The following is a 26916-nucleotide window of genomic DNA, read 5'->3' as shown; positions in this document are numbered from 1 at the left end:
CTCCGGTACGCCGGCGGGCGGGCGGTGCGGCCGCCGGGGCGGGCTGCACGGGCGCCGGTGCGGGCGCCTCCTCGGCGCGTACGGCGGCGCGCGCGGCGGCCGCGCCCCCGCCGGGACCGGCCGGGGCCATGCCGTGGACCTCGGGGGACGGTACGTAGGCCATCGCGGGCGGGGCCGCGAAGGCGGCGGCCGCGGCCGGGGGTCCGCTGCGCTCCAGCCGGTCGAGGCGGGCCTGGAAGGAACGTTCGTCGTCGAAGGCGGCGGGCAGCAGCACCCGGGCGCAGATCAGCTCCAGCTGGAGTCGCGGGGAGGTCGCCCCGCGCATCTCGGTGAGGCCGGTGTTGACCAGATCGGCGGCACGCGACAGCTCGGCGGCCCCGAACACGGAGGCCTGGGCCTGCATCCGCTCCACGACGTCGGCCGGGGCGTCGATGAGCCCCTTCTCCCCGGCGTCGGGCACGGCGGCCAGGATCACCAGGTCGCGCAGGCGCTCCAGCAGGTCGGCGACGAAGCGGCGCGGGTCGTTCCCGCCCTCGACGACGCGGTCCACCACCTCGAAGGCGGCGGCCCCGTCCCCGGCGGCGAAGGCGTCGATGACGGAGTCGAGCAGGGAGGCCTCGGTGTAACCCAGCAGGGAGGTCGCCATGGCGTACGTCACACCGTCATCGGCGGCGCCGGCGAGGAGTTGGTCCATCACGGACATCGAGTCGCGCACCGACCCGGCGCCGGCGCGCACCACGAGCGGCAGCACCCCGTCCTCGACGGTGGCGCCCTCCCGACCGCAGACCTCGCCGAGGTAGTCCCGCAGGGTGCCGGGCGGGACGAGACGGAAGGGGTAGTGGTGCGTGCGCGACCGGATGGTGCCGATGACCTTCTCGGGCTCGGTCGTGGCGAAGATGAACTTGAGGTGCTCCGGCGGCTCCTCGACCACCTTCAGCAGGGCGTTGAAGCCCGCCGAGGTGACCATGTGCGCCTCATCGATGATGTAGATCTTGTAGCGGCTCGACGCGGGGCCGAAGAAGGCCTTCTCCCGCAGGTCACGGGCATCGTCCACACCACCGTGCGAGGCGGCGTCGATCTCGATGACGTCGATCGAGCCCGGGCCGTTCCTGGCGAGGTCGCGGCAGGACTGGCACTCCCCGCACGGGTCGGGGGTGGGGCCCTTCTCACAGTTCAGGCAGCGGGCCAGGATGCGCGCGCTGGTGGTCTTCCCGCAGCCGCGCGGACCGCTGAACAGGTACGCGTGATTGACCCGGTTGTTGCGCAAGGCCTGCATCAGCGGGGCAGTGACATGCTCCTGCCCGATGACCTCGGCGAACGACTCGGGGCGGTAGCGGCGGTACAGCGCAAGGGACGACACGTCTACGAGGTTATCCGGGCCCGCCGACAACGGCGGCCCGCCGACGCCCCCGGACCCGCCGCGGCGACCCCGCCCGGAACGCAAAGCGCCCCCCACGCACCCGCCAGAGCCCACTTACCCTTGCTGCCTTCCGGCCCTGGGGGAGTTGGGTGAGATAGCGCCACGTGAGGGGCTGGGCCCCACACTAGCGGATACCGCCCCCGACAATCGACCCGGACCCGGACCACCCCGGATCCCACCGCCACGACCGGCCCCGCGGGAGCCCCGCCGCGGAGCGGATCACCCCGCCCGCACCCCTCCCCCCGACCGCGGCTCCGACCGCGACCCGACACCCCTGTGCGTGATCCGGTCCCGACCCCGATCCCCTCGGGCGCGGTCCGGTCCCGGATCCGGATCGGACCCCGCCGGAGGGGATCAAGGACCGATCAGGGAGGACTCCGGGACCCGTGATCCGGATCGTGTTCGCGAGCACCCCTCAACGTCTTGTATTGTTTGCGGCGGAGGATTCGCCTAGTGGCCTAGGGCGCACGCTTGGAAAGCGTGTTGGGGGCAACCCCTCACGAGTTCGAATCTCGTATCCTCCGCCAGTGCCTCACCGGGCACTTGAAGGCCCCGACCGGGAAACCGGCCGGGGCCTTCTGCGTTCCCCGACGGGGCCGCCGGAACGGACCGGGGCCGCCGGACGCCCCGGGGGGTGTCAGCCGGGGTTCGCGCGGAGGCGGCAGAGGTCTATGAGTCGTTCCCACGCCGGGACCGGTTTGCCCGTCCGGGACGCCATGAGGTTGACGGCGACCAGAGCGTCGAGCGCGAGCATCGGCTCGGGGCCGTCCGGGTCCGGCGGGGTGAGGCCGCCGAAGGCGTTCACGTCGTCCGCGAGGGCCTCCAGGCGGGGGTCGTCGCGGTCCCAGGCGGCGGCCCGGTCGCAGGTCAGGTAGAGGCGCTGGAAGGCGGGGTCCTCGAACAGGGTGTGCTTCTGCCGCGCCCACTGCGGGACCTGGTCGGGGTACTGCGCCGCCAGCAGGATCCACGTGTCGCGCTCGGTCCGGACGGTTTCGGGGGAGAGGCCGACCTCCCGGAGCCGGTCCAGCAGGAGCACGACGTCGCGCGGGAGGAAGAGGGCGTCGCCCGCGGACAGTTCGGCGATCCGGCCGCGGCGCCGCTTCAGGTCCCGCGCCTGGGTTCGGAGCTCGTCGTCGATCTCCTTCACCGCCGCGGCGAACCGTTGGGGCGTGGCGCCCATCAGTTCCTCGATCCGGGCGAGCGGCACGCCGGCGTCCGACAGGGTCCTGATCCGCACGAGGGCCACGACCGCGTCGGCCCCGTAGCGCCGGTAGCCGGAGGGGTCGCGCTCCGGCTCGGGCAGCAGGCCCCGTTGGTGGTAGTGCCGGATGGCGCGCACGGTCACGCCCAGATGGGTCGCGACCTGGCCGATCGTCAGCATGAGGGTCCCCCGGGAGAGTCGGGCCCGAACACGGCCCCGACCCCGTCCGCGCGCCGGGGTCCGACGCTCTGAGCATGAACACGACGACAACGTTTCGACAGGCTACCGAAGCCGCCTCCGGCCGGGCCGACGCGATCACCGCGATCGGTCCGCGCGGGTCGGTCGGCGACCGGGCGCGCAGGGACGGGCCTGCCCGGCGCGGTTCAAGGTGGGGCGGTTGGTGGCCGAAGGAGCGGGTAGCCGATCTTTGGGAAACGGAGTTCCGCATGCGTCCGATCAGCCGTCCGATCCTGCGTCCCGCCCTCCTCGCCGCCGCCTTGCTCGTCGCCCCGCTCGGGGTGGCGCCCGTCGCGTACGCGGCCCGAGCCGTGGAGTCGGTGACTCCTGCCGACGACACCCGGACCGAGCCCTACATCGTCACCCTCGCCCCGAACGCCGACCCGGAGCGGGTGATGGACGAGACCGGCGTGACCGAGGTCCGGTACGTGTACCGCAGCGTCGTACGGGGCTTCGCGGCCGATCTGAACGAGGCGCAGCTGGCCGCCCTGCGGGCGCACCCCGCGGTGGTCGCCGTCGAGCAGGACGGCGGGGTCGTCGGTACGCCGGTGGCGGACGGCGGGACCACGAGCGGTTGGTGAGCGGCGGTCCGCACCCGGAAGGCCCGTGAGCGCGGGACCGCACCCATGGGGCCCGTGGGCGCGGGCCCGGAACACGGAGAAGCGGAGAAGCGGTGGGGGCGTCCCCCACCGCTTCCGGCGTTCCCGGCCCGGGCCGCGTGCCTACGCCGCCCGCCCGGCCGGGGTCGCGGCCGACGGGCGGGGCTCGGAGCCGGTCGGCGCCGGGGTCGCGGGCGACTTCCGGTCGCGCATCAGGATCAGGGCGAGGCCCGCCGCGGCCAGGACGCCCGCCGCGGCCGCGGTGAAGGTGGCCGACATGGCGGAGGTGAAGGCGTCGCGGGCGGCGGCGGCGAGCGCCGGGTCGGCGAGGGCGGCGGCCACGGAGTGCCGGGCGGCGTCCGGGGTGGTGGCGGGCATGGCCCGGGAGTGGACGGAGGCGAGCAGGGCCCCCAGGACGGCCACGCCGAGGGCGGCGCCGGCCTGCTGGACGGTGTCGTTGAGGGCGGAGCCGACTCCCGCGTGCTCCTCGGGGACGGCGCCCATGAGGGCCGCGGTGGCCGCCGGCATGGCCAGGCCGCCGCCGATGCCCATGACCGTCATGGCGACGCCGAGGGGGGCGAAGCCGTCGCCGGCCTCCAGCGTGGCGAGGACCGCGAAGCCGGCGGCGATCACGGCGAGGCCGACGGCGGTCATGATCCGGTTGCCGATGCGGTTGCCGAGGGTGGCGCCGAGGCCGTTGAAGAGCAGGGTGGCCACGGCGAGCGGGGTGAACGCGAGGCCGGTCTCGGTGGGGGTGTAGCCGGCGACGAACTGAAGGTACTGGGTCAGCACCAGCATCAGGCCGCCGTTGGCGAAGGTCAGCAGCACGAGCGAGAAACTGGCGCCGCTGAACATCCGGTCGCGGAAGAGGGCCATCGGGACCATCGGGTGCTCGGTGCGGACCTCGTGGACGAAGAAGGCGGTGAGCGCGCCGATCGCGAGGGTGAGACCGACCAGCGTCGAGGGGGAGGCGAGGCCGTCCTTCGGGAGGGCGATGATCGTCCAGATCAGGGCGGTCATACCGGTGACGGACAGGCCCATGCCGGCGAAGTCGGGCTTGCGCCAGGGCCCCTTGGACTCGGGCATCAGGATCAGCGCGGCGCCGATGGCGAGCAGTGCGATCGGCACGTTCATCAGGAAGACGGCGCCCCACCAGAAGTGGGCGATCAGGATCCCGCCGACCGCCGGGCCCCCGACGAGGCCGACGACGGCGACGGCGCCCCAGGCGGAGATGGCCTTGCGGCGCTCCTCCTCGTCGAAGACGGTGATCAGGATCGAGAGCGTGCTCGGCATCACGAGGGCACCGCCGATGCCCATGACCACGCGTCCCGCGATGAGTTGGGCGGGGGATTCGGCGTAGGCGGCGAGGAGCGAGGCGATCCCGAAGAGCACGAGCCCGATGATCATCACGCGGCGGCGGCCGAACCGGTCGGAGAGGCTGCCCGCGGTGAGCAGGAGGCCGGCGAAGACCAGGATGTACGACTCGATGATCCACTGAATGGCTTCGGCGCCGGCGCCGAGGTCCTCGGCGATCGGCGGGATCGACACGGTGAGCACCATGTTGTCGACGACCAGCACGAGGGTGCTGAGGCAGAGCACGATCAGGATGAGCCAGCGACGCGGGTCGCGCGCGGCGGCCCCCTCCCCCGTGACGCCCCTTCCGATGTTCCCCGCGGTACCGCTCATGGTGGCCCCTCCCCTTGTCCCGCTTGATGCGTACACCGTTCGCTCGCGACATGAACAACGTACGCTCATGCGTACAGTGTTCGCAACCCGTCGAACGAAAGCCCGCCGCTCCTCCAGTCGGCGGGCTCGTTCGGACGGCAGGATCCGAAGGGGACGACCTAGCCGCAGCGCAGCGCCGCGTACAGGTCGAGCTTGTGGTCGAGGCGGGACAGGTCCCGGCCGGTCAGTACCTCCACCCGCTCGATCCGGTAGTGCACGGTGTTCACGTGCAGGTGGAGGGCCTCCGCCGTGCGGGCCCACGAGCAGTTGTTGGCGAGGAAGACCTCCAGCGTCTCGCGCAGCATCCCGTCGCCCAGCGTGCCCAACGTCCGCGCCCCGAAGACCCCGCGCACCTCCGGCGGCACCCCGGACAGCAGGTCCGCCAGGGTGTCCAGCTGCTCGACCCCGCGTACGGGGCCGTCCTCGTCGGCCGCCGTGAGGGCGAAGCGGGCCTGGGTCAGCGAGGAACGCAGTTCCTCGGGGCCCGCCGCCCGGGCGCCCGCGCCCAGGCGCAGGTCCACGTCGGGGCCGGCGCAGGCCCGGAGCAGCGGCCACAGGGTGCGCAGCGCCGCCACGTGGTCCACCGACGTGCGCGCCTCCTCGGACAGCACCGCGACCGGGCCGCCCGCCGCCCACGGAACGCCCTCCAGGTGCTCCAACGCCTCGGCCAGCGCCTCGCCCGAGGTGGCGACGAGCACCCGGTACGGGCCGGTCGGCGGGAGTCCGGCGGCGGTCAGCGCCTCCTCCAGTGCCGCCGGTTCGGCCTCGCCCGACAGCACCCGGACCAGCTCGCGCCCCGCCGAGCGACCGGCGGCCCCGGCGCGGGTGAGTCCGTCCCGGTACTGGGCGATGACCTCGGCGATCTCGTGGAGCACCCGGGGCGGCGCCGCGTCCGCGTCGGGCACGTGGAGCTGCCAGGCGTCGTACGGGGAGCTGTCGGCCTCGATCCGCAGCGAGAGCCCGCCGCGCGCGGCGGCGGCCCGCTGGGCGGACATCGGCGGCGCGGACGGCGTACGGGCCACCGTGCGGCCGCTCGCGGTCAGCAGGTAGCACGCGACCCTGCCCAGGTGCGCGCACGCCCGGTCCAGGAGTTCGGCGGGTCCCGCGCCGCCCTCCAGCAGCCGGCTGAGCTCGGCGCGCACGTTCTCGGGGAGGGCGAAGATGCGGTTGGGGCGGCGGCTGAGGTCGCCCCACTGGCGCAGGTACACCGCCTCGGTGACGGCCCGGAAGCTGGTCCTCGCCGGGACGGCCACGATCGGCACCCGGTGCGCCCGGCAGGACGCCACCAGCTCGTCGGGGACCCGCCCGTGGGTCTCCTCGCCCGCGAACAGGGCGGTGGCCCCCGCCCGGGCGAGGGCCGAGACGAAGTGGTCGGCCTTCGCCAGGTCGCCCTCCGCCCACCACACCAGTCCGCTCAGCACGAGCTCCCCGGGGCCCAGGAACCGGCCCGGGTCCTCCAGGTCGGTGGCGGTGACCCCGCTGACCTCCTGGCCGAGAAGGGACGCCTCGCCCCAGAGCAGGGTGAGGCCGAGATCGTCGGACTGGAGCAGGTCGAGGACGTGCATGGCAGGGACTCCTTGCGGTGGGGTGAGCCACATTCGCCAGGTGAATACGGTGATTCCCATCGTAAATGCAAGGGCAATGGGCACCTAGGGCTCTTGGTTGATCCTCCAGGAGGAACCCCCGGAACCCCGTGCGTTTCCGTGGCCGGGACCAGTCGTATCGCCCCCGCCCCCGTTGCTTCACTGGCCGGAAGGCATGCAGGACGGCATGCGGACGACACGTCGGACGACATGGACGGCGCGCGGTGGAGAGAGGCCGGTGGCGCGGGATGGACCTCAATACGGTGATCGACGTGCGCGACGCGCGCCGCCGGGAGCCCTGGCGGCCCGGTGACGCCTGGCTCGGCGGCGGGACGTACCTCTTCTCCGAACCCCAGCCGCACATCCGCCGCCTGATCGATCTGTCGCGCATGGGCTGGCCGCCCCTGTCCTGGCACCCGGACGGCTCGCTCGACATCTCCGCGACCTGCACGATCACCGAGCTGTCCCGCTTCGGCCGGAACCTGCCCGCCACCGCGGCCCCGCTGATCGAGCAGTGCTGCCGGGCCTTCCTGGCGAGCTTCAAGATCTGGAACATGGCCACCGTCGGCGGGAACCTTTGCAACGGCCTGCCGGCCGGGCCGATCATCTCGCTGGGGGCGGGCCTCGACGCCACCGTCCTCCTCCAGGGCCAGGACGGCGCCACCCGCCGGCTGCCCGTCACCGAGTTCATCCGCGGCGCCGGCGTCAAGGACCTGCGCGACGGCGAGCTGCTGCGCTCCCTGCGCGTCCCGGCCCGCGTCCTCGACTCCCGTACGGCCTTCCGACAGGCCTCCCTCTACGGGCTCGGCCGCTCCGGCGTCCTCGTGATCGGCACCTCGGACCCGCAGGACGGCTCCCTCGCCGTGACCGTGTCCGCCGCCACCACCCGCCCCTTCCGCTTCTGGTTCGCGCTGCCGCCCACGGCGGCCGAGCTGCGGGCGGTCATCGACGACGCCGTCCGTCCCGAGGAGTGGTTCGACGACATCCACGGACTGCCCGACTGGCGGCGGCACATGGCGCTGCTCCTGGCGGAGGAGATCCGCCGCGAACTCACGGCCGAGGAGGTCTCCCGATGAGCTACGGCATCGAGATCAACGAGCAGCGCTTCGAGGAGGAGCCCCGCTCCGGCCAGTGCCTGCGCACCTACCTGCGCGAGCGCGGCTGGTTCGGCGTGAAGAAGGGCTGCGACCAGGGCGACTGCGGGGCCTGCACCGTCCACGTCGACGGGCAGCCGGTGCACAGCTGCCTCTACCCGGCGGTCCGCGCCGAGGGCCGCTCCGTCACCACCGTCGAGGGCCTCGCCAGGCCCGGCGGCGAACTCCATCCGGTGCAGCAGCAGTTCCTCGACGCGCAGGGGTTCCAGTGCGGCTTCTGCACCGCCGGGTTCCTGATGACCACGGCCGCCCTCCGGGCCGAGGAGGGCTCCGCCCACGACGACGGCAAGCTCCAGGACCTGCCGCGCGCCTTCAAGGGCAACATCTGCCGCTGTACGGGCTACCGGGCCATCGAGGACGCCGTCCGCGGGGTGAAGCACACCGAGGACCCGGAGGCCGGCCAGGCCGTCGGGAGGTCGCCGGGCGCCCCCGCGGGTCCGCTCGTCGTCACCGGCAGCGCCCGCTACACCTTCGACGTGGAGGTGCCCGGCCTGCTCCACATGAAGCTGCTGCGCTCCCCGCACCCGCACGCCCGCATCGTCGACATCGACATCCGCGACGCCCTCCAGGTCCCCGGCGTCCACGCGGTCCTCACCCACCACGACGCCCCCGACCGGCTGTACTCGTCGGCACGGCACGAGCACCCGACCGAGGACCCGATGGACACCCGTGTCCTGGACGACGTGGTGCGCTTCGTCGGCCAGCGCGTGGCGGCCGTCGTCGCCGACAGCGAGCAGGCCGCCGAGGAGGGCTGCCGCCGGGTGGTGGTCACGTACGAGGAACTCCCGTACGTCATCGACCCGGAGGAGGCCATGCTGCCGGGCGCGCCCGTGCTGCACCCCAAGGGGCCCGAGTCGGGGATCTTCCGCGCGGAGAACAACGTGTGCGGCGAGGTCCACAACACGCTCGGCGACATGGAGCAGGGCTACGCGGAGGCGGACGTCGTCCTGGAGGAGACCTTCCGGACGCAGCGCGTGCAGCACGCCAGCCTGGAGACCCACGGCAGCGTCGCGTACTTCGAACCCAAGGAGGACGGCGACGGCGAGCGCATCACCGTCCGCTCCTCCACCCAGGCCCCGTTCCTGACCCGACGGGCGCTGTGCGCGCTCTACGACCTCGGCGAGGACGAGGTCCGCGTCGTCGCGGGTCGCGTGGGCGGCGGGTTCGGCGGCAAGCAGGAGATGCTGACCGAGGACATCGTGGTCCTCGCCGCCCTGAAGCTGCGCCGTCCGGTGAAGCTCGAATTCACCCGGGCCGAGCAGTTCTACGGCGCCACCACCCGACACCCCTTCAAGATCACCATCAAGATCGGCGCCAAGGCCGACGGCACCCTGACCGCGCTGCGCATCCGCGTCGTCTCCAACACCGGCGCCTACGGCAACCACGGCCCCGCCGTCATGTTCCACAGCGTCGGCGAGTCCTTCGCGGTGTACAAGGCGCCGAACAAGGAGGTGGAGGCGTACTCGGTCTACACCAACGGCGTGCCGGCGGGCGCCTTCCGGGGCTACGGCCTCGGCCAGGTCCTCTTCGCCGTCGAATCGGTGATGGACGAGCTCGCGATCCGGCTCGGCATGGACCCGCTCGTCCTGCGCGAGAAGAACGTGATCGGCCCCGGCGACCACATGGTGACCCCGATCGGCCACGAGGAGGACCTGTTCATCGCCTCGTACGGGATGAAGCAGTGCATGGACGTCGTGCGCCGGGCCATCGCCGAGGACCGCAGTCACGAGGACGTGCCGGAGGGTTGGCTCACCGGCCAGGGCGCGGCGGTCGCGATGATCGCGACCGGCCCGCCGGGCGGCCACTTCGCCGACGCCCGGATCGGTCTGCTGCGCGACGGTACTTACGACATCGCGGTCGGCACGGCAGAGTTCGGCAACGGCACGACCACCGTCCACAAGCAGATCACCGCCGGCGCGCTGAACACGACGGTCGACCGGATCACGGTCCGCCAGTCCGACACCGACGTCGTCCGCCACGACACCGGCGCGTTCGGCTCGGCCGGCACGGTGGTGGCGGGCAAGGCGGTCATGCTGGCGGCCGATTCCCTCGCCGAGCGCCTGCGGACCTTCGCGGCCCGGCACACGGGCGTGGCCCGGCACCTGTGCAAGTTGGGCGCGGAGGCCTTCGACTGCGCGGGCCGGACCGTCACCCTGAAGGAGCTGTACGAGGCCGCGCACGTCACGGGCAGGACGGACGAGATCGCGGCGGACGGCCACTGGGGCGGCTCGCCCCGCTCGGTGGCCTTCAACGCCCAGTGGTTCCGGCTGGCGGTGGACCCGAACACCGGCGAGATGAGGATCCTGCGCAGCGTGCACGCGGCGGACGCGGGCAAGGTCATGAACCCGATGCAGTGCCGGGGCCAGGTCGAGGGCGGCGTGGCCCAGGCCCTGGGCGCCACCCTCTTCGAGACGGTACGGGTCGACGAGCGCGGGGAGGTCACCACGGCCGCCTTCCGCCGCTACCGGCTGCCGCAGTACGCGGACGTCCCGCGCACGGAGGTGCACTTCATGGAGACCTCGGACGCGATCGGACCGCTCGGCGCCAAGTCCATGTCCGAGAGCCCGTTCAACCCGGTGGGCCCGGCCTTCGCCAACGCGCTGCGGGACGCGACGGGGATCCGCTTCACCGAGATGCCCGTGACACGTGATGTGGTCTGGCAGAAAATCAACCGGAAACTGCAAGGCGGAACACACTAAAGACATCACGTCTGCGACTCATATGGACCTCCGAACCTCGCAGATGAGGTTCCACGCCGGGCCGTGCCGGGCATCATCCCCGCATGGCCAGACTCACGCTGCACGGAGACCTTGACCATCCGGCGACCCTCACCGTCGCCGACCTGCGGCAATGGCCCGGCCACCGGGCCGAGGTCACCTTCGACTGCGCGACGAACGGCCCGCAGCACCACGTCTTCGAGGGCGTGCTGCTGCGGGACGTCGTCACCCGCGCCTGCCCCGACCTCGACGGCCGCCGCCGCAAGGACCGCAGCCGGTTCCTGCTGGCGGTGAGCGGCGGGGACGGCCACCACACGGTGCTGTCCTGGGCGGAGTTGGACACCGACTTCTGCGGCAGTCCGGTCCTGCTGGCCACCCGCCTGGACGGTGAGGACCTCGACGGGACGGGCTGCCAACTGGTCGTCCCGTCGGACCGCTGCGGTGCGCGGTACGTCAGCGCGGTCACCCACATCTGGTTCGGCGCCCTGTCCGCGCCGCCACCGGCCGTGCCCCTCGCGCCGGTGGCGGTGGGGGTCTGACGGCGGCTCCGGGGCCCTACGCGGACTGGAGGGAGACCTCGGTCGCCTTGATCAGCGCGACGACGGAGGTACCGGCGACCAGGCCGAGCGCCTCGACGGCGTCGGCGGTGATGGCGGCGGTCAGGCCGCCACCGTTCACGTCGACCTTCACGGAGGCCATGGCCGGACCGGTGGCGACGTCGACGACGGTCCCGGGGATCCGGTTGCGGATGGACAGCCCCTCGACGGGCCCGGTGGCGAGCGCCACCTCGGTGGCCTTGACCAGGGCCTTCACGGCGGAGCCCGTGGTGAGGCCGAGGTCCTTCACCGCGTCGGCGGTGATGGCGGCGGTGATGTCCTGGCCGCCGTCGAGGCGCACCTTGACCGTCGCCATGGCCTCGCCGATGGTGACGGCGGTGACGGTTCCGGCGATCTGGTTGCGGATGCTCAGGCTCATGGTGCTTCGACCTCTTACGTCATTGATTCGTGCGGATCGGGGGATCCGCACGAGATCGACCGTACGAGCCTTCGCCCCGCCCCGCTCCGCACCCCTCGCATCCGCGACCCGGAACCACCCGCCCGGCTCGCCCCTGCGCGAAATCCCGTTGGGCGGGCGGGTGGGCACCCGACGAACCCGCCGTGCGGTCCGGCTCCGCGGAGCCCGTGCGGGCGGAACCGGCCGTCCGGCGAACGGCACTTGGCCCTGACTCCGGCTCGGGGGCGCGTCAGGGGCGGACCGGGGCTCTCCCCGGTGCGGTCGGCCGGGGCCCGGCGGCACCGTGGGGGCATGAAGACCACCACCGCCGGGCTCGCCCTCGCCGCCGCACTCGCCCTCACGTTCACCGCCGCGACCGGCGCCTCGGCGGACCCCGTACCCGCCGCCCCCGCCCACGACTTCTCCGACTGCCCCGCCCTCCCCGCCGGGGTCGACGCGGCGCGCTGGAAGTGCGAGCTGCACACCGCCTCGGGGTCGCTGCGGCTCGGCGACCGCGACATCCCGGCGCTGGCCCCGATGACCCTCACCTTCGCCGAGGGCCCGATGCCCGACGGCAGCAACGGCCAGGCCTGGGGATCCCTGCGCGGCGGGCCCTCCACCGTCCCCGGCGGACTGCTCGGCATCGACAACGCCTCCGCCGACCGGTCCCCGCTGCTCGGCCTGTCGCTGCAGCCGGAGTACGGCGGCCGGTCCGACTTCTACTCCGTCGGCGACAGCATGGGCTTCTTCACGCTGCGCTACCGGGCCGTGAGCCCGCTCCTGCCCCGGGGTTGCACCATCGGCACCGGCGACACCCCCATCGAGATCCGCCTCAAGCGGGTGGGCGATTCCGAGCGGGTGTCCAAGAATCCCCCGGTGATCAAGTACGCGGCGATGGACACGGAGTTCGGCGTGCCGGCCGCCACCGGCTGTGGCCCGATGACCCGGCTCGTGAACGACCGTCTCGGCCTCCCCGCGACCACCGGGAACAAGATCACCCTGTCCGGCGAGTACACCTACAAGACGTACGACCAGCTGACCGTTCGCTGAGGTGGGACCGGGTTCCGGTCTGCCCGGTCCCGGTTTCGCCGTACGTTTCCTTGCTTCGCAAGTACCGGGAGAAAGAACCCTTCCCAACCCCACCAGCCTCCCCCGGCGTTGCCATCACTCACACGGGTGAAGAAGTCCAACTCGGTTGGATTTCGGACTGGTTGCGGGGCATATGCTCGCCCCGACCACTTCACCAACGAAGACGGCCCCCGCCGGGACTGCAATCCCGGGCGAGGGCCTGACCAAGCAGGAAGTCAACAGCTTCCCCATGGCTCCTCAGCAGGTTAGCGCGCCCTCCGCGGCGCCGTACGGCGTTCGCCACTCGAACGTCCGACACACGACCCGGTTCACCGTGATCGGGAACCACCTGATCCAGCACCCGAAGCTGACGCTGACCGCCCGCGGCCTCGGCGCGTACATCCAGTCCCTCCCGCCCGGCACCGCCATCGGCATCAAGGACCTGGTCAGGCGGGTTCCCGAAGGGACGACCCGGATCGCGACAGCCCTGCGCGAGCTGGAGGCCCACGGGTACCTGAAGCGGACCGTGGAACAGCTGCCCGACGGACGGTTCGTCACCCGGACGGTGTCCTACAACCACCCCGCGGCGATGACGCGACCGACCCCCGTGCCGCCGCCGACCCCCGAACCGGTGGCGGCGGCGGTGCCGGATGACATGACCCCCGAGCCGGTGGCTGCGGCGGTGCCGGATGACCTGGCCCCCGAGCCGGAGCCGGAAGCGGCGCCGGAGCCGGAGCCTGAACCCGAGCCGGCCGTACGGGAGCCCGACCCCGAACCGCCCTCGCCCCTCCGGGTGGTGGCCATGGCCCTGCTCGCGCGGTTGCGCCACGTCGACCACCGGCTGCTCCTCGGGCGGCGCGACATCGAGCGCCTCGCCGGAGCGGCCGAGGTCTGGGTGGAGCGCGGCGGGAGCGCGGAGGCGATCATCACCGTGCTGACGGCCGACCTCCCCGACGTACTGACCAACCCGGCCGGGCTCATCGCCCACCGGCTCAGGGCCCAGGTCCCGCCCGCCCTGGAGGCCGAGTTCAGAAGGCCCGCCCGCGTCCCGCCGGCCCCCTTCCAGAACTGCACGCGCTGCGACCGCGCCTTCCGCAGCCAGGAACCCGGCCGATGTCGGGGCTGCGCGGAGCCCCCATAGGATTCGGCCACACGTCCGGTTCAGGGGGGCACATGGCGCGAAGGAACGGGCGGCCCGGTCGCGGGCTGGTGACGGCGGCCGCCCTGTCGGCCCTGGCCGGAGCGGCACTCGTGGCCGCGGCCGCCCTCCGGGTGGTCGGACCGGTCGTCGCGGCGAGCGACTCGATGCTCCCGACCCAGGCCACCGGCCGGCGGGTCCACTTCGAGCAGGGGCCGGTAGGGACGGTCGCGCGCGGCGACATCGTCCGCGTCACCGTCCCGTGGGTGCGCGAGGGCGACCTCCTGACCCGTGTGGTGGCGGTGGGCGGCGACCGCGTCTCCTACACCGCCGGAGCGACCGCGCTGACCCTCAACGGCGAGCCACTCGTCGAGCCCTACCTGCGGGAGCCCGGCCGGCCGTCGGCCTTCACGTTCGACGTGACCGTGCCGGAGGGCCGGATCTTCGTGATGGGCGACCACCGGCTCAACTCCCGCGACTCGGCCATGAACCCGGCGGGCGAGCAGCAGGGCACCGTCCCCGCCGCGAGCGTCCGCGCGAAGGTCGCCGACACCTCGGACGGCTTCCTCCTGGTCTGCGCCGTCGGCCTGCTCGGTTTCCTCGGACTCGTCGCGTCGCTCGGTCTCGCGTTCTCGGCCCTCATGGCGCGCGGCGAGGCCCGCCGCGCGGCGTTCCCCTTCCCGCACCCGGCCTCGCCGCACAGGTCGGGTTGAGCGGATGTTCGGCTTCGAGAAGGTGGGCCCCGAGGAGGCCGCGCGCCAGGAGGCGCTCGCGACCGACGTGCGCAACGAGTTGGTCGCCGCCGGACTTCCGCTGCTCGCGCCCGGCCTGCAACCCGTGCTCGCCGGCGGAGCGTACGTCGACGTCGATCCCGGGGCGGACGCCGCCGGCGGCGTGTACGTGCGGTGGCTGACCAGCCCCCGGCTGCGGGAGTGCGCGCTCCGCGCCCACCGCCTCCTCCAACCGTGCGACGACGTGCCCGCCGTGCGGCACTGCGACGCGGTCGAGGTGGCGATGATGGGCGCGATGACCGCGATCCTGACGTCCGCCGGTTGCACCGTCGAGGATCCGCGGGACGAGTACCGGCCCAACTCGCTGCGGGTGCTCGACGGACCCGGACGGGCCGTGTGGGCGCTGCGTGCCGAGGAGGTGGCCCTCCCCGGCACGCTGCCGGCCGAGCCCCCCGACGGATCCGACCGCCCCCGGGGGACGGGCCGCGGTACCGGCCCCTAACCGAACGAGGGCATCTCCCCGACCGTCGTCGTCACGTCGATCACAGCGAACGCCGCGCCCTGCGGGTCCCCGACCGCCGCGAAGCGGCCGAAGGGGCTGTCCATCGGGCCGAAGTGCAGCTTCCCGCCGTGCTTCTTCGTCTTCGCGACGGCCTCGTCGCAGTCGGGGACCGCGAAGTACACCTGGATGTACGACGGGACCTCGGGCGGGAAGTCGTCGCCCATGGCCATCCGACCGAGGACCGGGTTGTTCCTGCCGCCCAGGCTGAAGACCTTGAAGTCCATCCCGGCCATCTCGGGGTCGTCGCCCGTCTCCATCTGCTCGGCCTCGTACGGGAACACCTTCGGCAGGAACGCGTCCGGCTTGGCGACGTCCCGGCTGAAGACCTCCGACCAGCAGTACGCGCCGGCCTCGCCCATCTTCTCGAAGCCCTTGTGCTCGCCGGGCTGCCAGACGCCGAAGACCGCGCCGCTCGGCTCCTTCGCGATCAGCATCGTGCCGAAGGTGCCGACCTGCATCGGCTCCATCACCAGCTCGCCGCCCGCCGCCCTGATCTTCTCCGCCGTCGCCGCCGCGTCCGGCGAGGCGAAGTACAGACACCACTGCGAGGGGGCGTCGGCGCCCGGCATCGGCGGGACGACGGCCGCGACGGCCTTCCCGTCGGAGTAGGCCTGGGTGTAGTTGCCGTACTCGCTGCTGGACTCCCCGAAGGTCCAGCCGAGAACGTCCGCGTAGAACGCCTTGGCGCCCTCCACATCGGTGAACATCGCGTCCACCCAGCAGGGCGCGCCTTCCTGGAACTCAGCCATGGTCGATCGACTCCCGTGTCCTCGTGTCCGCGTGCGGGTGCTTCGTTCCCACGCTAGGCGGGGGGTGCGGCAACCGCGCGCCGACCGCGCGCGGAGCCCGCGCGCGGGGGAGGCTGGAGCCATGGACATCACCATCCGGCTGGCCCAGCAGCCCGAGGCCGACGCCCTGCTCGGCCGCAGCCCGCTCGCCGCGCTCACCGGCATGCTGCTCGACCAGCAGGTACCGATGGAGTGGGCGTTCTCCGGGCCCTGGACGATCGCGCAGCGGCTCGGCGCCGACGACCTCGACGCGCACGCCATCGCCGCCCACGACCCGGACGCCTTCGCGGCGCTGCTCTCGCAGAAGCCGGCCGTGCACCGCTACCCCGGGTCGATGGCGAAGCGGATCCAGCAGCTGTGCGCGTACCTGGTCGAGCACTACGACGGGGACGCCGCCGCGGTCTGGGCCGACGCCGCGACGGGCCCGGAGCTGCTGGAGCGGCTCAAGGCGCTGCCCGGGTTCGGGGAGCAGAAGGCGCAGATCTTCCTGGCGCTGCTCGGCAAGCGGTACGGGGTGCGCCCCAAGGGCTGGCGGGAGGCGGCGGGCGGCTACGGCCCGGCGAACATCCACCGCTCCGCCGCCGACATCACCGGCCCGGAGTCCCTGGCCAAGGTCCGGGCGTACAAGCAGGAGATGAAGGCCGCGGCGAAGGCCAAGGGATAGGGGTGGGCCGCGCCCGTATCGCGCGGCGCGCAGGCGCCCGCCGCCCCACCACCAACCGGACCTGGGGGTTCCTGCCAAGAGCCCCTAGGGTCGGATCCATGATCGAGAACCTCACGCGCGCCGCGAGCGCCGAACGCATCTCCGACGGCCCCGGCAGCGTCATCACCCTGCTCACCGACACCGACGAGCTGACCTGCAACACCGCGAGCTTCGAGGTGGGGGCGGCCGGCGCGCCCGTGCACTTCCACACGAAGGCGACCGAGTTCTTCCACGTCACCGACGGCCGCCTCGACGTCCTGGTCGGCGACGAGGTCCACACCCTCGGCAAGGGCGACTTCATCACCGTTCCGCCCGGCGTGAAGCACGCCTTCGCCCCGGCCGCGGGCCACACGGCCGAGGTCCTCGTCGGCTTCACCCCGGGCATGGCCCGCTTCGACTACTACCGGCTCCTCGGCCGCGTCCGCGCCGGCGAGGCGACCGTCCAGGACATCAAGGACAGCTCACCGGTGTACGACAACCACTACGCGGAGAGCGAGGCCTGGGCGGCCCGACCGCGCAGCGCCGAGGCGTAGACGACGTCGGCGTCCAGGCGCCGCAGTTCCTCCGCGAGCAGCTCCGCCGTGCTACGGATCTTGAGGGCCACCTTGCGGTCGGGCCAGCCGGGCAGCAGCAGCGTGGCCAGCACCCCGGCGGGCCGGTCCACCCGTATCTCCCCGGCACTGGTCTCCAGCCGGACCCGGGTGATCACCGGCCCGTCGGTGGCCACCCGGTCCACGCGCACCTCCAGCCGGTCCTCCAGCCAGCGCGCCAGCAGCTCGGCGCTCGCGTTGTCCGGCTCGCTCTCCACCGCCGCGCCCGTCACCGGAAGCGGCTTGTGGTCGAAGGCGGCGGCCAGCAGGGAGCGCCACGGCGTCAGCCGGGTCCACGCCAGATCGGTGTCACCGGGGGCGTACGAGGCCGCCCGCTGATCCAGCACGCCGACCGGGTCGGGCGCCGCCTGCGAGTCGGTTATCCGGCGCTGCGCCAGCGCGCCCAGCTGGTCACGGACCGGATCCGCCGGGGCCTCGGACGGCCACCAGGCCACCACCGGCGCGTCGGGCACCAGCAGCGGGAGCACGACGGAGCCCGCCTGGTCGGTGAGTTCGCCGTGCAGGCGCAGCAGCACGATCTCGCCGGAGCCGGCGTCCGTGCCGACGCGCAGTTCGGCGTCGAGTCGGGTCTGGCGGAGCCGCTGCGGGCCCCGCGCCGTCCGCTTGATCACGGCGATGATGCGGCACGGATGCTCGCGGGAGGCCTCGGAGGCGGCGCGTACGGCGTCGTAGGCGTTCTCCTCGTCGGTGACCACGACGAGGGTCAGCACCAGCCCCATGGCCGGGCTGCCGACTGCTCGGCGCGCTTCGAGCAAGGCCCGGACGACCTTGCTGGACGTGGTGTCGGTGAGTTCGGTCCGCATACCCCCGAGTCTGTCAGCGTCGACGGGTCCGGCGGCACCCGGTGCACTTGATTCCGGCTGGACCTGCAGGCCCGGGGTGTGCGGGGTGGTCCGACGCCCCGTCAGGTCATCTTCTGCGGCGGGCCGTTCCGAAGAGGGAGCGGGAGATCTCGCGGCCCAACGAGGTGCCGACCGAGCGGGCCAGCGAGCGGAAGATGCCGCTGCCCACCACCTGTTCGGCCAGCGAGGGATCCGGCTTCGGTGCCCTCCGGGCGGCCTTCTCCGCCTCCTTGGCCTCCTTCTCCGCCTGCTTCTCCGCCTCAGCGGCCGCCGCCGCCTCCTCCGCGGCCGCCTCGGCCGCCGCCTGTTCGGCGCTGATCCTCTCGTACGCCGACTCGCGGTCCACGGGCTCGGCGTAGCGCGAGTACAGCAGCGAGGCCTTCACGGCCCGGTCCAGTTCCGCCGCGTCGACCGGTCCCATCAGCGACTGCGGGGCGCGCAGCCGGGTCGCGGCGACCGGCGTCGGGGCGCCCTTCTCGCTGAGCACCGTGATCACCGCCTCGCCCGTGCCGAGACCGGTGAGCAACTCCTCCAGGTCGTAAGCGGAATTGGGGAAGGTCTTCACGGTGGCCTTCAGCGCCTTCGCGTCGTCCGGGGTGAAGGCGCGCAGCGCGTGCTGCACCCGGTTGCCGAGCTGCGCCAGCACGTCCGCCGGGACGTCCTTCGGGGTCTGGGTCACGAAGAAGACGCCGATTCCCTTGGAACGGATCAGCCGGACGGTCTGCGTGATGGAATCCAGGAAGGCCTTCGAGGCCCCGTTGAACAGCAGGTGCGCCTCGTCGAAGAAGAAGACCAGCTTGGGCCGGTCCAGATCGCCGACTTCCGGGAGATCGGCGTAGAGATCGGCGAGCAGCCACATCAGGAAAGTGGAGAAGAGTTGCGGTTTGTCCTGAACCGCCGGGAGTTCCAGCACGGAAACCGTTCCGCGTCCGTCCGCGGCCGTCCTGAGGAATTCACTCGTGTCGAATTCGGGCTCCCCGAAGAATTCCGACGCGCCCTGCTGCTCGAATGCGGTGAGGGCCCGCAGGATCACCCCGGCGGTCACCGTCGAGAGCCCGCCGATGCCCTTGAGTTCCCCCTTGCCCCGGTCCGAGACGAGGAAGGCGACGACCGCCCGGAGGTCCTTGAGGTCGAACAGCTCCAGGCCCTTGGAATCGGCGTAGTGGAAGATCAGCCCGAGGGACTGCTCCTGGGTCTGGTTCAGCTGGAGCACCTTCGACAGCAGCACCGGGCCGAACGCGGTCACCGTCGCCCGCAGCGGGATGCCCGGGCCGATCCCGCCCAGCGAGTAGAACTCGCTGGGGCAGCCGGTGGCCCGCCACTCCTGGCCGACCTCCGCGGCCCGCTCCCGCACCTTCTCGTTGTCCGCGCCGGGCGCCGAGATCCCCGAGACGTCCCCCTTGATGTCGGCGAGGAAGACGGGCACGCCGTTCGCGGACAGCTGCTCGGCGATGAGCTGGAGGGTCTTGGTCTTCCCCGTGCCGGTCGCGCCCGCGACGAGCCCGTGCCGGTTGAGCATCCCCAGGGGGATGCGGATCTGCCGGTCGGGCAGGCAGGCGCCGTCCCAGATCAGGGCCCCCAGATCGAGCGCGGGTCCGGTGAAGGCGTACCCCGCGGCGATCGCTCCGGCCGGGTCCGCGGGGTCCGCGGGAACGGCTCGGTCGGTGCTCTGGCTCATGCGTCACTCCCGGAATAGCCCTGTCCGTCACTTTTGCACCCATGGCACGAGGCTGCGCCCGGAGGCACGGGCCCGGTAGGCTTTCCGTGTGATCTTCAAGCGCATCGGAAGCGGGCGGCCGTACCCCGACCACGGCAGGGAAACCACCCGGCAGTGGGCGGACGTAGCCCCGCGCCCGGTCCGGCTCGACCAGCTCGTCACGACCAAGGGACAGCTGGACCTCGAAACGCTGCTCGCCGAGGACTCCACCTTCTACGGCGATCTCTTCGCGCACGTCGTGAAGTGGCAGGGCGATCTGTACCTGGAGGACGGGCTGCACCGCGCCGTGCGCGCCGCGCTCCAGCAGCGACAGGTGCTGCACGCACGCGTCCTGGAAATGGACTGATTGCGCCTTTCGGGTCAGCCTTGCCCGATCAATAGATCATTTAGTAGGCATCGTCACGACGCGGCACTACGCTGCGCCCATGAGCATGCTCACTCCCCCCGGCATGGGCGGAAAGTACCGCGTTACGGGAGCTGCCTACCCCCGCATGAGCCGCCGGCCCCGACGCCGGAAGGTCGTCCTCGCCCTGCTCGGCTCGCTCCTCGCGCTGTCCCTGCTCGGCTACGGGGCGCTCCAGCTCATCGGGGTGTTCCGGGGCGACGGCGGCGGTAAGCGGAATGCGGCGGCGGCCGGCAAGGACTGCCCCACGGCGTCCGCCACGCCCGCCAAGGCCGCGAAACCGGCCTCCGCTCCCCAACCGGGACCCGCCACCTCCGCCTCACCCGCGGTCGTGCTCCCCCAGCCCGGCCAGATCACGGTCAACATCTACAACGCGACCCCGCGCGCGGGCCTCGCCAAGGCGGTCCGCGACGAGCTGGAGAAACGCGGCTTCGTCATCGGCCAGGTGGGCAACGCCCCGCCCACCTTCGACAAGAAGGTCCCGGGCGCCGGGATACTGCTCGGCGCGCCCACGACGGACAAGGCGGCCTACGCCGTCCTCGGCACCCAGGTCGACGGGCTCACCCAGCAGCACGACACGCGCGAGGGCGCGGACATCGACCTCATCATCGGCGACGCCTTCAAGGAACTGAAGCCCAAGGAGGAGGCGGACCGGGCCGTGGCGCTCCTCGCCAACCCCGCGCCCGCACCCACCGGAAAGTGCTGATCCCGACCCGGTCCGGTCCCCCGGACCGGACCGGGACCGGTCACGGCTGACTCGTTGCGGCCCTACTCCGCAGAGCCGACGTGTTCGTTGCGGCCCTACTCCGCAGAGCCGACGTGTTCGTTGCGGCCCTACTCCGCAGAGCCGTACATGCGGTCGCCCGCGTCGCCCAGGCCCGGGACGATGTAGCCGTGCTCGTTGAGCCGCTCGTCCACGGCGGCCGTCACCACCGTCACCGGCGTGCCCGCCAGCTCGCGCTCCATGACCTCGACGCCCTCCGGGGCGGCCAGCAGCACCACGGCGGTCACGTCGTCGGCGCCGCGCTTGATGAGCTCCTGGATCGCGGCGACCAGCGTGCCGCCGGTGGCCAGCATCGGGTCCACGACGTACACCTGCCGGCCCGAGAGGTCCTCCGGCATGCGCGTCGCGTACGTGGAGGCCTCCAGGGTCTCCTCGTTGCGGACCATGCCCAGGAAGCCCACCTCGGCGGTCGGCAGCAGCCGCACCATGCCGTCCAGCATGCCGAGACCGGCGCGCAGGATCGGGACGACCAGCGGGCGGGGGTACGACAGCTTCACGCCGGTCGTGGGGCCGACCGGGGTCTCGATGTCGGCCTGCTCGGTGCGCACGTCACGGGTGGCCTCGTACGCGAGGAGGGTCACCAGCTCGTCGGCGAGCCGCCGGAAAGTGGGGGAGTCGGTGCGCTTGTCCCGCAGCGTGGTGAGTTTGTGCGCCACCAAGGGGTGATCGACTACCTGCAAACGCACAACATCCTCCAAGACTCAGCCGGGTTTCGACCTACGACCTGCGACCCTGCTACCTGCGACAACGGCCGCTGTTCGCGACCCACACCCAAAAGGCTACGCGGTGCGACGACCGCCCGGTGTCCACGGCGTCGACCGCCGCCCTCCGGGCGCGGAGATGCGGCCCGCCCGGATGCCCAGCACCCTTGACGGGTGAGCAATGGACTGGTGATCGCGGCGGTCGACGGATCCGAGCACAGCCTCCGGGCCCTGGAGTGGGCCCGGACGGCCGCCCTGCGCCACGGAGCCGCGCTGATGGTCGCCCACGTACTGCCCGACGCCTCCCAGTTGTACGCGGGACGCCGCTCCGCGCTGCGCCATCCGAACGAACCCGAGCAGTACGCCGACCCCATCGGCGACCACGTCCGCAGGGTGCTGGAAGCCTCGCCCGAGCTGCCCCGCGACGTCCGCCACGAAGCCCTGGAGGGCTCCGTACCCGAGGCGCTGCGGGTGATCGCCGACGAGAACCGGCCGCTGATGCTGGTCATGGGCTCCCGGGGGCGCGGCGGGTTCGCCACCCTGCTGCTCGGCTCGAACAGTCGCGCCGTCTCCACCACCGCCACCTGCCCGGTGGTCGTGGTCCCGCACGCCGACCGCGACGCGGTCGCGGCCGCCTCCGAGGCCTCGGCCGGCCGGGTGGTCCTCGGGCTGCACGCCGCCGAGACCCCCGACGACGTACTGACCTTCGCGTTCGCGGAGGCGGCCGCGCGGGGGACCACCGTCCAGGTGGTCTCGGCGTACGATCTGCCGCCCTCGCCGACGCTGCTGATCGACAGCCCCTTCGCGGTGATCCCGCCCGAGGCGCTCGCCGACGACGGGGACGCGATCCCCGCCGAACGGGAGATGCTGCGGTCGCAGACGCGCCGGCTGGAACCGCTGCGGGCCCGCTGGCCCGACGTGCCCGTGGAGCAGGCTGCCGTGCCGGGGGACCCGGCGGGCCGCCTCGTGGCGGCCTCCCGGTCGGCCGCGCTCGTCGTGGTGGGGCGCCACCATCCGCGCCGCAGGTCCCTGCTGATGGGCTCCGTCGCCAACGCCGTGCTCCAACACGCGCACGGCCCGGTGGCCGTCGTACCGGATCTCACCGACGACTCCGGCGACGGCGCAGAAACCGGCGGCGCCGGACGCGCGGGAGGCTGAGGCCCCACCCGCGACTGCCGGAAGGGCTTCCTCCGCCGTGGCCCTGACCTGGAACGATTTGGGAAGGACTGGCATCAATCGCGCCACCCGGGGGAAGGTGGGAGCCGGGGGGTCTGCTTCGCGCCGGCGGAGGAGGACGACCGGACCGGGGTGGTTGCCGATGCCCGAGACGCAGTCGAGCCGAGCCAGTGACCAGAGCGACGGGAGCGATACCGGGAGCGCGCCGCCCGAGGCGCCCGAGAGCGCCGCGCAGCGCCGGGCCAGGCGCGCCCAGTTCCTCCGCGACCTGAACGAGGCCCGCGAACTGCGCGACCGCGTACAGCCCCGGCGCGCCCGCGCGGCCCGCATGCGTCAGCAAATGCGGATGCGTACGTTCCGTTGGTGAGCGGCCGCGCGACCGGCGTGGCGGCGGACGCCGCGACACGGCCGCCGCGCGGAAGACCTCTCGCAAAGCCGCTGTTTCTGCCACGATGCCGATTGGGCGGGGTACGGAACGGCCTGCGTCACGGCCGATCCCACCCCAACCTCCGGCCGGGGGGACCTCCAACCGGCACGCCTATGACCAGTGGGAGAGTCACGGTGTATTTCGCCGCACTGCTCGCGCGCACCGAAGACGGGTGGGAAGCGAGCGACCTGGAACTCGACGACGTCGAGTCCCTCAGTGATCTGATCGATCTCGCCCGTTCCGCCGCTGTCGACGACGACACGGTGGTCGCTCTCATCGAGCAGGAGGACGCCTGGTTCGGCGTCGTCCGCGTGGACGGCGAGGAGGACCCCCGGTACTACGTATCGAACGCCTCCGCAGCCGACCGCAGCTCCTACGGATCGATGCTGACCAAAGAGCTGCTGGGCAGCGACGAGGAGGACGACGAACTCGACGAACTGGACCTGGACGGCACCGAGGACGGCGAGGACGAACCGGTCAACGCGTTCGCGGACGATGACGACGACGCGGACGACAGGGCGGTGACGGGCGCCGAGCCCGTCCCGGCCGGTCCGCTCGGCGACCCCCGGCTGCTGGACGACCTCGGAGTCAGCAACAAGCAACTGATGACCCTCGACGGGGACGCCCTCTCGGAGATCGCCGACTCGCTCGGCGCCACCGAGGTCCTGGAGGCCGTCCGCTAGTGGCCACCGCGCACGACACCACGTACGGACCCGATCCCGTACGGGACCCATGGCGGGACTCCATGCGCCTGGCGCTGGAGGCGGCGGCCCTCGCGGTGCCGGCCGGCGACGTGCCGGTCGGCGCCGTCGTGCTCGGCCCCGGCGGCGAACTCCTCGCCACCGGGCACAACGAGCGCGAGGCCACCGGCGACCCCACGGCGCACGCCGAGGTACTGGCGCTGCGCCGGGCGGCCGCCCGGCTCGGGGAGTGGCGACTCACGGGGTGCACCCTCGTGGTGACCCTGGAGCCGTGCGTGATGTGCGCGGGCGCCCTCGTGCAGTCCCGGGTGGCCCGGGTGGTCTTCGGGGCGGGGGACGAGAAGGCGGGCGCGGCGGGGTCCCTCTGGGACCTCGTCCGCGACCGTCGGCTCAACCACCGTCCGGAGGTGATCCGCGGGGTGCTCGAAGCCGAGTGCGCGCGGCAGCTGACGGACTTCTTCCGGGACCTGTGAACGGGCTCCGACGGCCCGCCCGGGCCGTCGGAGGGGCCGGCCGACACGGATTTCAGCTCTGCGCGCTCTTTGGGCTAAGCTCTCTCTCGGTAGCGTGTCCGAGCGGCCGAAGGAGCACGCCTCGAAAGCGTGTGATGGTGCAAGCTATCCGTGGGTTCAAATCCCACCGCTACCGCTCTGATCGAGAGCCCCGCCCCGCAAGGGTCGGGGCTCTCGGCGTTTCCGGGCTCACGCCGAGGCCCTGCCGAGGGGTTCGACCGAGGGCGGGTCGAGGGTTGGACCGGGGTCCGGTCGAGGGTTCGACCGGGGTCCGATCGGGGGCCCTCCGGGGGACACCCGCGTGACCGGCCGCCCGCTCGGCCGTTGTCACGGCATGACCAAGACCCAGCGCATGCTCGCCGCCATCGCCCTCGCGGGGGCCGCCGCGGGCCTCGCCGCACCCGCGGCCACCGCCGCACCCCTCGCCCCGCTCACCCTCCCGGACCTGCCGACGGCCACCCCGGGCATGCCGCAGGGCGCCCAGCCGCGCTCCGTCCAGGAGATCGGCGGGAAGCTCAGCGAGGGCGCCAACCAGCTCAACCAGCTGATGGAGCTGCCGAACCAGCTCGCCCCCGTCATCGCCCCCGTCCAGCCCATCACCGACCTCGCCGGCGGCCTGGAGTAACCCGGCGGCGCCCCGGCACGCGCAGAAGGCCCCGACCGGGGTCGGGGCCTTCGACGTGATGGACGGGGGAAGTGGCATCGGGGGGACAAGCCACTTCCCCCGGTGAGGACGGAACCTGCCAGTCCGTGCCGCAGTCAGGGGGGAAGCTTGCGGCTCGGACCCCGCAGTGAGGTCCTGTCCCTCACCCACCGATTTCCTGCCAGAACCGGTGGGCTCGTGTTCAATCCTGCGCCTTCCACGACCGGAAACAGTCCGGCAAAGGGCCCGTACGTGCGGGTCATTGGTCCTTAAAGGGCAGGTGAGTGTCCAAACCTGACCGGTTAGACTCACCCGACTTTGCAGGACCGGTTGGGGAGGCCGTCACCGCTCATGGACACCAAGAAGATCATCATGGGCGCACTCGTCGTCTTCGTGCTCTACGTGATCATCACCCAGCCGGTCAAAGCCGCAGATTTCGTCCAAATAGGCTTCCAGGGAATCTCGGATGCCGCCTCCGGTATCGGCGAGTTCATGACCGAACTGGTGAGCTGAGCCCGTACGCTGAAGCGGTTTCCGGACTTCCCGGCCCCCCACTCCGACGGGTGGGGGGTCTTTTGCATTCCCACGACTCCAAGAGATTGTCACGATATGCCCAACTTGCCCTCAACACGGCGATATACGGTGCTTGCGTATAGTGCACATCTCTTGTGATGCTATGACCGCTTTTGACGGATGAGTTGACTGAAGGGGTGGCGTGACCGTGCCGGCCAGTACTGCGCCTCAGGTGCCACCCCAGCAGGACGTCCAGCAGGAGCCCCCGGCCGCCCCGCGGCCGCAGAGCCGGGGCGCCGACACCCGGGCCCTCACCCAGGTGCTCTTCGGGCAGCTGAAGGGCCTTCAGCCGGGCACCAGCGAACACGGCAGGGTGCGCGGGGCCCTGATCGAGGCGAACCTCCCCCTCGTCCGCTACGCGGCGGCCCGCTTCCGCAGCCGCAACGAGCCGATGGAGGACGTCGTCCAGGTCGGCACGATCGGGCTGATCAACGCGATCGACCGCTTCGACCCCGAGCGCGGGGTGCAGTTCCCGACGTTCGCCATGCCGACCGTCGTGGGCGAGATCAAGCGGTACTTCCGCGACAACGTCCGCACCGTCCACGTCCCCCGCCGGCTCCACGAGCTGTGGGTCCAGGTCAACGCCGCCACCGAGGACCTCACCACCCTCCACGGCCGCACCCCGACCACCCCCGAGATCGCCGAACGGCTGCGGATCGGCGAGGACGAGGTGCTCTCCTGCATCGAGGCGGGGCGGAGCTACCACGCAACCTCGCTGGAGGCCGCCCAGGAGGGCGACGGAATGCCCGGCCTGCTGGACCGCCTCGGCTACGAGGACCCGGAGCTGGCCGGTGTCGAGCACCGCGACCTCGTCCGCCACCTGCTCGTCCAGCTGCCCGAACGCGAGCAACGCATCCTGCTCCTGCGGTACTACAACAATCTGACCCAATCGCAGATCAGCGCCGAGCTCGGCGTCTCGCAGATGCACGTGTCCCGGCTGCTCGCCAGGAGCTTCGCCCGACTGAGATCCGCAAACAGGATCGAGGCTTAACCGGATCGGGTGGAGGCATTACCGCGTTTCCCTACAGAAACGGCTCATTCCGGTCGGTGCGCGCTCTGTCGCTGGAGATACTTGTCGACATGACGCTACAGCGTGTTGCCGACATGTGACATTCTGCTGGAACCGCGTTTGCCGCAGCCCCGCCTCCGGTATTCAGGTGGAGGCTGCGTTCCTCCGACGGGCGCGCAGAACACGCGACCGTCCGCG

General features: G+C 72.3%; 28 protein-coding genes, 2 tRNA genes and 1 other RNA gene. 21 read left to right on the top strand and 10 right to left on the bottom strand.

The genetic code is table 11. The annotated features are described in order from the left end of the window. A partial coding sequence (locus tag ACFVS6_RS02255) for a DNA polymerase III subunit gamma and tau (protein WP_389700026.1) occupies positions 1 to 1360 on the bottom strand: 1360 nt, incomplete at its 3' end. A gap of 78 nt (positions 1361 to 1438) precedes the next feature. Then, positions 1439 to 1537, bottom strand: an RNA gene (ffs, locus tag ACFVS6_RS02250) — signal recognition particle sRNA small type. Between the two features lie 322 nt (positions 1538 to 1859). Between ffs and ACFVS6_RS02245 the strand changes: the two genes are divergently transcribed. Continuing rightward, positions 1860 to 1947 (top strand) — tRNA-Ser (locus ACFVS6_RS02245). A 110-nt stretch (positions 1948 to 2057) separates the two neighbouring features. Here ACFVS6_RS02245 and ACFVS6_RS02240 read toward each other — a convergent pair. Next, on the bottom strand, positions 2058 to 2801 hold the full coding sequence (locus ACFVS6_RS02240; RefSeq protein ID WP_389700025.1) for a MerR family transcriptional regulator: 744 nt from the start codon (positions 2799 to 2801) through the stop codon (positions 2058 to 2060). Positions 2802 to 3067: 266 nt separating this feature from the next. On the opposite strand from ACFVS6_RS02240, the gene ACFVS6_RS02235 reads away from it, so the two are divergent. Continuing rightward, positions 3068 to 3439 (top strand): protease inhibitor I9 family protein, encoded by a 372-nt coding sequence (locus ACFVS6_RS02235; protein WP_389700024.1) that lies wholly within the window; start codon positions 3068 to 3070, stop codon positions 3437 to 3439. A 141-nt stretch (positions 3440 to 3580) separates the two neighbouring features. Here ACFVS6_RS02235 and ACFVS6_RS02230 read toward each other — a convergent pair whose 3' ends face one another. Continuing rightward, positions 3581 to 5143: an MFS transporter gene (locus ACFVS6_RS02230; RefSeq protein WP_389700023.1), complete on the bottom strand. Its 1563-nt coding sequence runs from the start codon at positions 5141 to 5143 to the stop codon at positions 3581 to 3583. A 158-nt stretch (positions 5144 to 5301) separates the two neighbouring features. Next, the gene (locus tag ACFVS6_RS02225; protein WP_389700022.1) at positions 5302 to 6747 is read right to left on the bottom strand and encodes a PucR family transcriptional regulator; all 1446 of its coding nucleotides are present in this window, start codon (positions 6745 to 6747) and stop codon (positions 5302 to 5304) included. 266 nt (positions 6748 to 7013) lie between these two features. Here ACFVS6_RS02225 and ACFVS6_RS02220 point away from each other — a divergent pair, with 266 nt between their 5' ends. From ACFVS6_RS02220 to ACFVS6_RS02210, 3 genes are all read left to right on the top strand, one after another. Then, a complete protein-coding gene (locus ACFVS6_RS02220) occupies positions 7014 to 7841 on the top strand; it encodes an FAD binding domain-containing protein (protein ID WP_389700021.1) in 828 nt (275 codons plus the stop codon). Further along, positions 7838 to 10618, top strand: coding sequence for a molybdopterin-dependent oxidoreductase (locus ACFVS6_RS02215; protein ID WP_389700020.1), 2781 nt, complete (start codon positions 7838 to 7840; stop codon positions 10616 to 10618). The genes ACFVS6_RS02220 and ACFVS6_RS02215 overlap by 4 nt, the downstream gene beginning before the upstream one ends. Before the next feature lie 83 nt (positions 10619 to 10701). Next, positions 10702 to 11175: a molybdopterin-dependent oxidoreductase gene (locus ACFVS6_RS02210; protein ID WP_389700019.1), complete on the top strand. Its 474-nt coding sequence runs from the start codon at positions 10702 to 10704 to the stop codon at positions 11173 to 11175. 16 nt (positions 11176 to 11191) lie between these two features. On the opposite strand, the gene ACFVS6_RS02205 is transcribed toward ACFVS6_RS02210, so the two are convergent. Next, on the bottom strand, positions 11192 to 11611 hold the full coding sequence (locus ACFVS6_RS02205; protein WP_389700018.1) for a molybdopterin-binding protein: 420 nt from the start codon (positions 11609 to 11611) through the stop codon (positions 11192 to 11194). Positions 11612 to 11941: 330 nt separating this feature from the next. On the opposite strand from ACFVS6_RS02205, the gene ACFVS6_RS02200 reads away from it, so the two are divergent. The 4 genes from ACFVS6_RS02200 (at position 11942) to ACFVS6_RS02185 (ending at position 15068) form a co-directional block, all read left to right on the top strand. After that, a complete protein-coding gene (locus tag ACFVS6_RS02200; RefSeq protein ID WP_389700017.1) occupies positions 11942 to 12679 on the top strand; it encodes a hypothetical protein in 738 nt (245 codons plus the stop codon). A 352-nt stretch (positions 12680 to 13031) separates the two neighbouring features. After that, the gene (locus ACFVS6_RS02195) at positions 13032 to 13838 is read left to right on the top strand and encodes a helix-turn-helix domain-containing protein (RefSeq protein ID WP_389700016.1); all 807 of its coding nucleotides are present in this window, start codon (positions 13032 to 13034) and stop codon (positions 13836 to 13838) included. A 32-nt stretch (positions 13839 to 13870) separates the two neighbouring features. Next, entirely contained in the window at positions 13871 to 14548 is a 678-nt protein-coding gene (gene lepB, locus ACFVS6_RS02190) for a signal peptidase I (RefSeq protein ID WP_389700015.1), read from the top strand. Between the two features lie 4 nt (positions 14549 to 14552). Next, positions 14553 to 15068 (top strand): hypothetical protein, encoded by a 516-nt coding sequence (locus ACFVS6_RS02185; RefSeq protein WP_389700014.1) that lies wholly within the window; start codon positions 14553 to 14555, stop codon positions 15066 to 15068. Here ACFVS6_RS02185 and ACFVS6_RS02180 read toward each other — a convergent pair. Next, positions 15065 to 15877: a VOC family protein gene (locus ACFVS6_RS02180; protein ID WP_389700013.1), complete on the bottom strand. Its 813-nt coding sequence runs from the start codon at positions 15875 to 15877 to the stop codon at positions 15065 to 15067. The genes ACFVS6_RS02185 and ACFVS6_RS02180 overlap by 4 nt on opposite strands. A 121-nt stretch (positions 15878 to 15998) precedes the next feature. Between ACFVS6_RS02180 and ACFVS6_RS02175 the strand changes: the two genes are divergently transcribed. Beyond that, complete coding sequence (locus ACFVS6_RS02175) at positions 15999 to 16580, top strand: HhH-GPD-type base excision DNA repair protein (protein WP_389700012.1); 582 nt, start codon at positions 15999 to 16001, stop codon at positions 16578 to 16580. Positions 16581 to 16678: 98 nt separating this feature from the next. After that, positions 16679 to 17152: a cupin domain-containing protein gene (locus tag ACFVS6_RS02170; protein ID WP_389700011.1), complete on the top strand. Its 474-nt coding sequence runs from the start codon at positions 16679 to 16681 to the stop codon at positions 17150 to 17152. Here the strand turns inward: ACFVS6_RS02170 and opcA are convergent. Together opcA and ACFVS6_RS02160 are read right to left on the bottom strand one after the other, a co-directional pair. Beyond that, positions 17101 to 18033 (bottom strand): glucose-6-phosphate dehydrogenase assembly protein OpcA, encoded by a 933-nt coding sequence (opcA, locus tag ACFVS6_RS02165; protein WP_389700010.1) that lies wholly within the window; start codon positions 18031 to 18033, stop codon positions 17101 to 17103. The genes ACFVS6_RS02170 and opcA overlap by 52 nt on opposite strands. A 106-nt stretch (positions 18034 to 18139) precedes the next feature. Then, positions 18140 to 19750 (bottom strand): helicase HerA-like domain-containing protein, encoded by a 1611-nt coding sequence (locus ACFVS6_RS02160; RefSeq protein WP_389700009.1) that lies wholly within the window; start codon positions 19748 to 19750, stop codon positions 18140 to 18142. Between the two features lie 88 nt (positions 19751 to 19838). On the opposite strand from ACFVS6_RS02160, the gene ACFVS6_RS02155 reads away from it, so the two are divergent. Together ACFVS6_RS02155 and ACFVS6_RS02150 are read left to right on the top strand one after the other, a co-directional pair. Then, positions 19839 to 20135 (top strand): type II toxin-antitoxin system VapB family antitoxin, encoded by a 297-nt coding sequence (locus ACFVS6_RS02155; RefSeq protein WP_008740979.1) that lies wholly within the window; start codon positions 19839 to 19841, stop codon positions 20133 to 20135. Positions 20136 to 20214: 79 nt separating this feature from the next. Further along, positions 20215 to 20898 carry a LytR C-terminal domain-containing protein gene (locus ACFVS6_RS02150; protein ID WP_389700008.1) on the top strand — a complete coding sequence of 228 codons (684 nt, stop codon included), beginning with the start codon at positions 20215 to 20217 and terminating at the stop codon, positions 20896 to 20898. A gap of 128 nt (positions 20899 to 21026) precedes the next feature. On the opposite strand, the gene upp is transcribed toward ACFVS6_RS02150, so the two are convergent. Continuing rightward, positions 21027 to 21662, bottom strand: coding sequence for a uracil phosphoribosyltransferase (gene upp, locus ACFVS6_RS02145; RefSeq protein WP_266575412.1), 636 nt, complete (start codon positions 21660 to 21662; stop codon positions 21027 to 21029). A gap of 189 nt (positions 21663 to 21851) precedes the next feature. On the opposite strand from upp, the gene ACFVS6_RS02140 reads away from it, so the two are divergent. From ACFVS6_RS02140 to ACFVS6_RS02105, 8 genes are all read left to right on the top strand, one after another. Continuing rightward, positions 21852 to 22835, top strand: a complete 984-nt coding sequence (locus tag ACFVS6_RS02140) for a universal stress protein (RefSeq protein WP_389700007.1) — start codon at positions 21852 to 21854, stop codon at positions 22833 to 22835. A gap of 160 nt (positions 22836 to 22995) precedes the next feature. Next, entirely contained in the window at positions 22996 to 23220 is a 225-nt protein-coding gene (locus tag ACFVS6_RS02135) for a hypothetical protein (protein ID WP_389700006.1), read from the top strand. Between the two features lie 194 nt (positions 23221 to 23414). Then, positions 23415 to 23963, top strand: a complete 549-nt coding sequence (locus ACFVS6_RS02130; protein WP_389700005.1) for a hypothetical protein — start codon at positions 23415 to 23417, stop codon at positions 23961 to 23963. 62 nt (positions 23964 to 24025) lie between these two features. Continuing rightward, positions 24026 to 24454, top strand: a complete 429-nt coding sequence (gene tadA / locus ACFVS6_RS02125; protein WP_389700042.1) for a tRNA adenosine(34) deaminase TadA — start codon at positions 24026 to 24028, stop codon at positions 24452 to 24454. Positions 24455 to 24542: 88 nt separating this feature from the next. Continuing rightward, positions 24543 to 24629: transfer RNA gene (locus ACFVS6_RS02120), tRNA-Ser, on the top strand. 198 nt (positions 24630 to 24827) lie between these two features. Next, positions 24828 to 25118: a hypothetical protein gene (locus tag ACFVS6_RS02115; RefSeq protein ID WP_281209805.1), complete on the top strand. Its 291-nt coding sequence runs from the start codon at positions 24828 to 24830 to the stop codon at positions 25116 to 25118. 369 nt (positions 25119 to 25487) lie between these two features. Next, a complete protein-coding gene (locus ACFVS6_RS02110) occupies positions 25488 to 25649 on the top strand; it encodes a hypothetical protein (RefSeq protein ID WP_362875018.1) in 162 nt (53 codons plus the stop codon). A gap of 208 nt (positions 25650 to 25857) precedes the next feature. Then, positions 25858 to 26700 carry an RNA polymerase sigma factor SigF gene (locus ACFVS6_RS02105; protein ID WP_389700004.1) on the top strand — a complete coding sequence of 281 codons (843 nt, stop codon included), beginning with the start codon at positions 25858 to 25860 and terminating at the stop codon, positions 26698 to 26700. The last annotated feature ends 216 nt before the right edge of the window (positions 26701 to 26916 follow it).

The sequence above is a fragment of the Streptomyces sp. NPDC057939 genome (assembly GCF_042887545.1).
Taxonomy (GTDB): domain Bacteria; phylum Actinomycetota; class Actinomycetes; order Streptomycetales; family Streptomycetaceae; genus Streptomyces.
Note: the sequence above shows the minus strand (reverse complement) of the source record. Positions and strands in the feature narration are given on the sequence as shown.

What these genes read in the sequence shown, in the direction of transcription:
- ACFVS6_RS02220 (WP_389700021.1), top strand. Translation starts at nt 7,014, where the DNA reads ATGGACCTCAATACGGTGATCGACGTGCGCGACGCGCGCCGCCGGGAG.
- ACFVS6_RS02235 (WP_389700024.1), top strand. Translation starts at nt 3,068, where the DNA reads ATGCGTCCGATCAGCCGTCCGATCCTGCGTCCCGCCCTCCTCGCCGCC.
- ACFVS6_RS02215 (WP_389700020.1), top strand. Translation starts at nt 7,838, where the DNA reads ATGAGCTACGGCATCGAGATCAACGAGCAGCGCTTCGAGGAGGAGCCC.
- tadA (WP_389700042.1), top strand. Translation starts at nt 24,026, where the DNA reads ATGCGCCTGGCGCTGGAGGCGGCGGCCCTCGCGGTGCCGGCCGGCGAC.
- ACFVS6_RS02185 (WP_389700014.1), top strand. Translation starts at nt 14,553, where the DNA reads ATGTTCGGCTTCGAGAAGGTGGGCCCCGAGGAGGCCGCGCGCCAGGAG.
- ACFVS6_RS02110 (WP_362875018.1), top strand. Translation starts at nt 25,488, where the DNA reads ATGGACACCAAGAAGATCATCATGGGCGCACTCGTCGTCTTCGTGCTC.
- ACFVS6_RS02150 (WP_389700008.1), top strand. Translation starts at nt 20,215, where the DNA reads ATGAGCATGCTCACTCCCCCCGGCATGGGCGGAAAGTACCGCGTTACG.
- ACFVS6_RS02175 (WP_389700012.1), top strand. Translation starts at nt 15,999, where the DNA reads ATGGACATCACCATCCGGCTGGCCCAGCAGCCCGAGGCCGACGCCCTG.
- ACFVS6_RS02230 (WP_389700023.1), bottom strand. Translation starts at nt 5,143, where the DNA reads ATGAGCGGTACCGCGGGGAACATCGGAAGGGGCGTCACGGGGGAGGGG.
- ACFVS6_RS02160 (WP_389700009.1), bottom strand. Translation starts at nt 19,750, where the DNA reads ATGAGCCAGAGCACCGACCGAGCCGTTCCCGCGGACCCCGCGGACCCG.
- ACFVS6_RS02180 (WP_389700013.1), bottom strand. Translation starts at nt 15,877, where the DNA reads ATGGCTGAGTTCCAGGAAGGCGCGCCCTGCTGGGTGGACGCGATGTTC.
- ACFVS6_RS02135 (WP_389700006.1), top strand. Translation starts at nt 22,996, where the DNA reads ATGCCCGAGACGCAGTCGAGCCGAGCCAGTGACCAGAGCGACGGGAGC.
- lepB (WP_389700015.1), top strand. Translation starts at nt 13,871, where the DNA reads ATGGCGCGAAGGAACGGGCGGCCCGGTCGCGGGCTGGTGACGGCGGCC.
- opcA (WP_389700010.1), bottom strand. Translation starts at nt 18,033, where the DNA reads ATGCGGACCGAACTCACCGACACCACGTCCAGCAAGGTCGTCCGGGCC.
- ACFVS6_RS02170 (WP_389700011.1), top strand. Translation starts at nt 16,679, where the DNA reads ATGATCGAGAACCTCACGCGCGCCGCGAGCGCCGAACGCATCTCCGAC.
- ACFVS6_RS02210 (WP_389700019.1), top strand. Translation starts at nt 10,702, where the DNA reads ATGGCCAGACTCACGCTGCACGGAGACCTTGACCATCCGGCGACCCTC.
- ACFVS6_RS02225 (WP_389700022.1), bottom strand. Translation starts at nt 6,747, where the DNA reads ATGCACGTCCTCGACCTGCTCCAGTCCGACGATCTCGGCCTCACCCTG.
- ACFVS6_RS02115 (WP_281209805.1), top strand. Translation starts at nt 24,828, where the DNA reads ATGACCAAGACCCAGCGCATGCTCGCCGCCATCGCCCTCGCGGGGGCC.
- ACFVS6_RS02240 (WP_389700025.1), bottom strand. Translation starts at nt 2,801, where the DNA reads ATGCTGACGATCGGCCAGGTCGCGACCCATCTGGGCGTGACCGTGCGC.
- ACFVS6_RS02200 (WP_389700017.1), top strand. Translation starts at nt 11,942, where the DNA reads ATGAAGACCACCACCGCCGGGCTCGCCCTCGCCGCCGCACTCGCCCTC.
- ACFVS6_RS02205 (WP_389700018.1), bottom strand. Translation starts at nt 11,611, where the DNA reads ATGAGCCTGAGCATCCGCAACCAGATCGCCGGAACCGTCACCGCCGTC.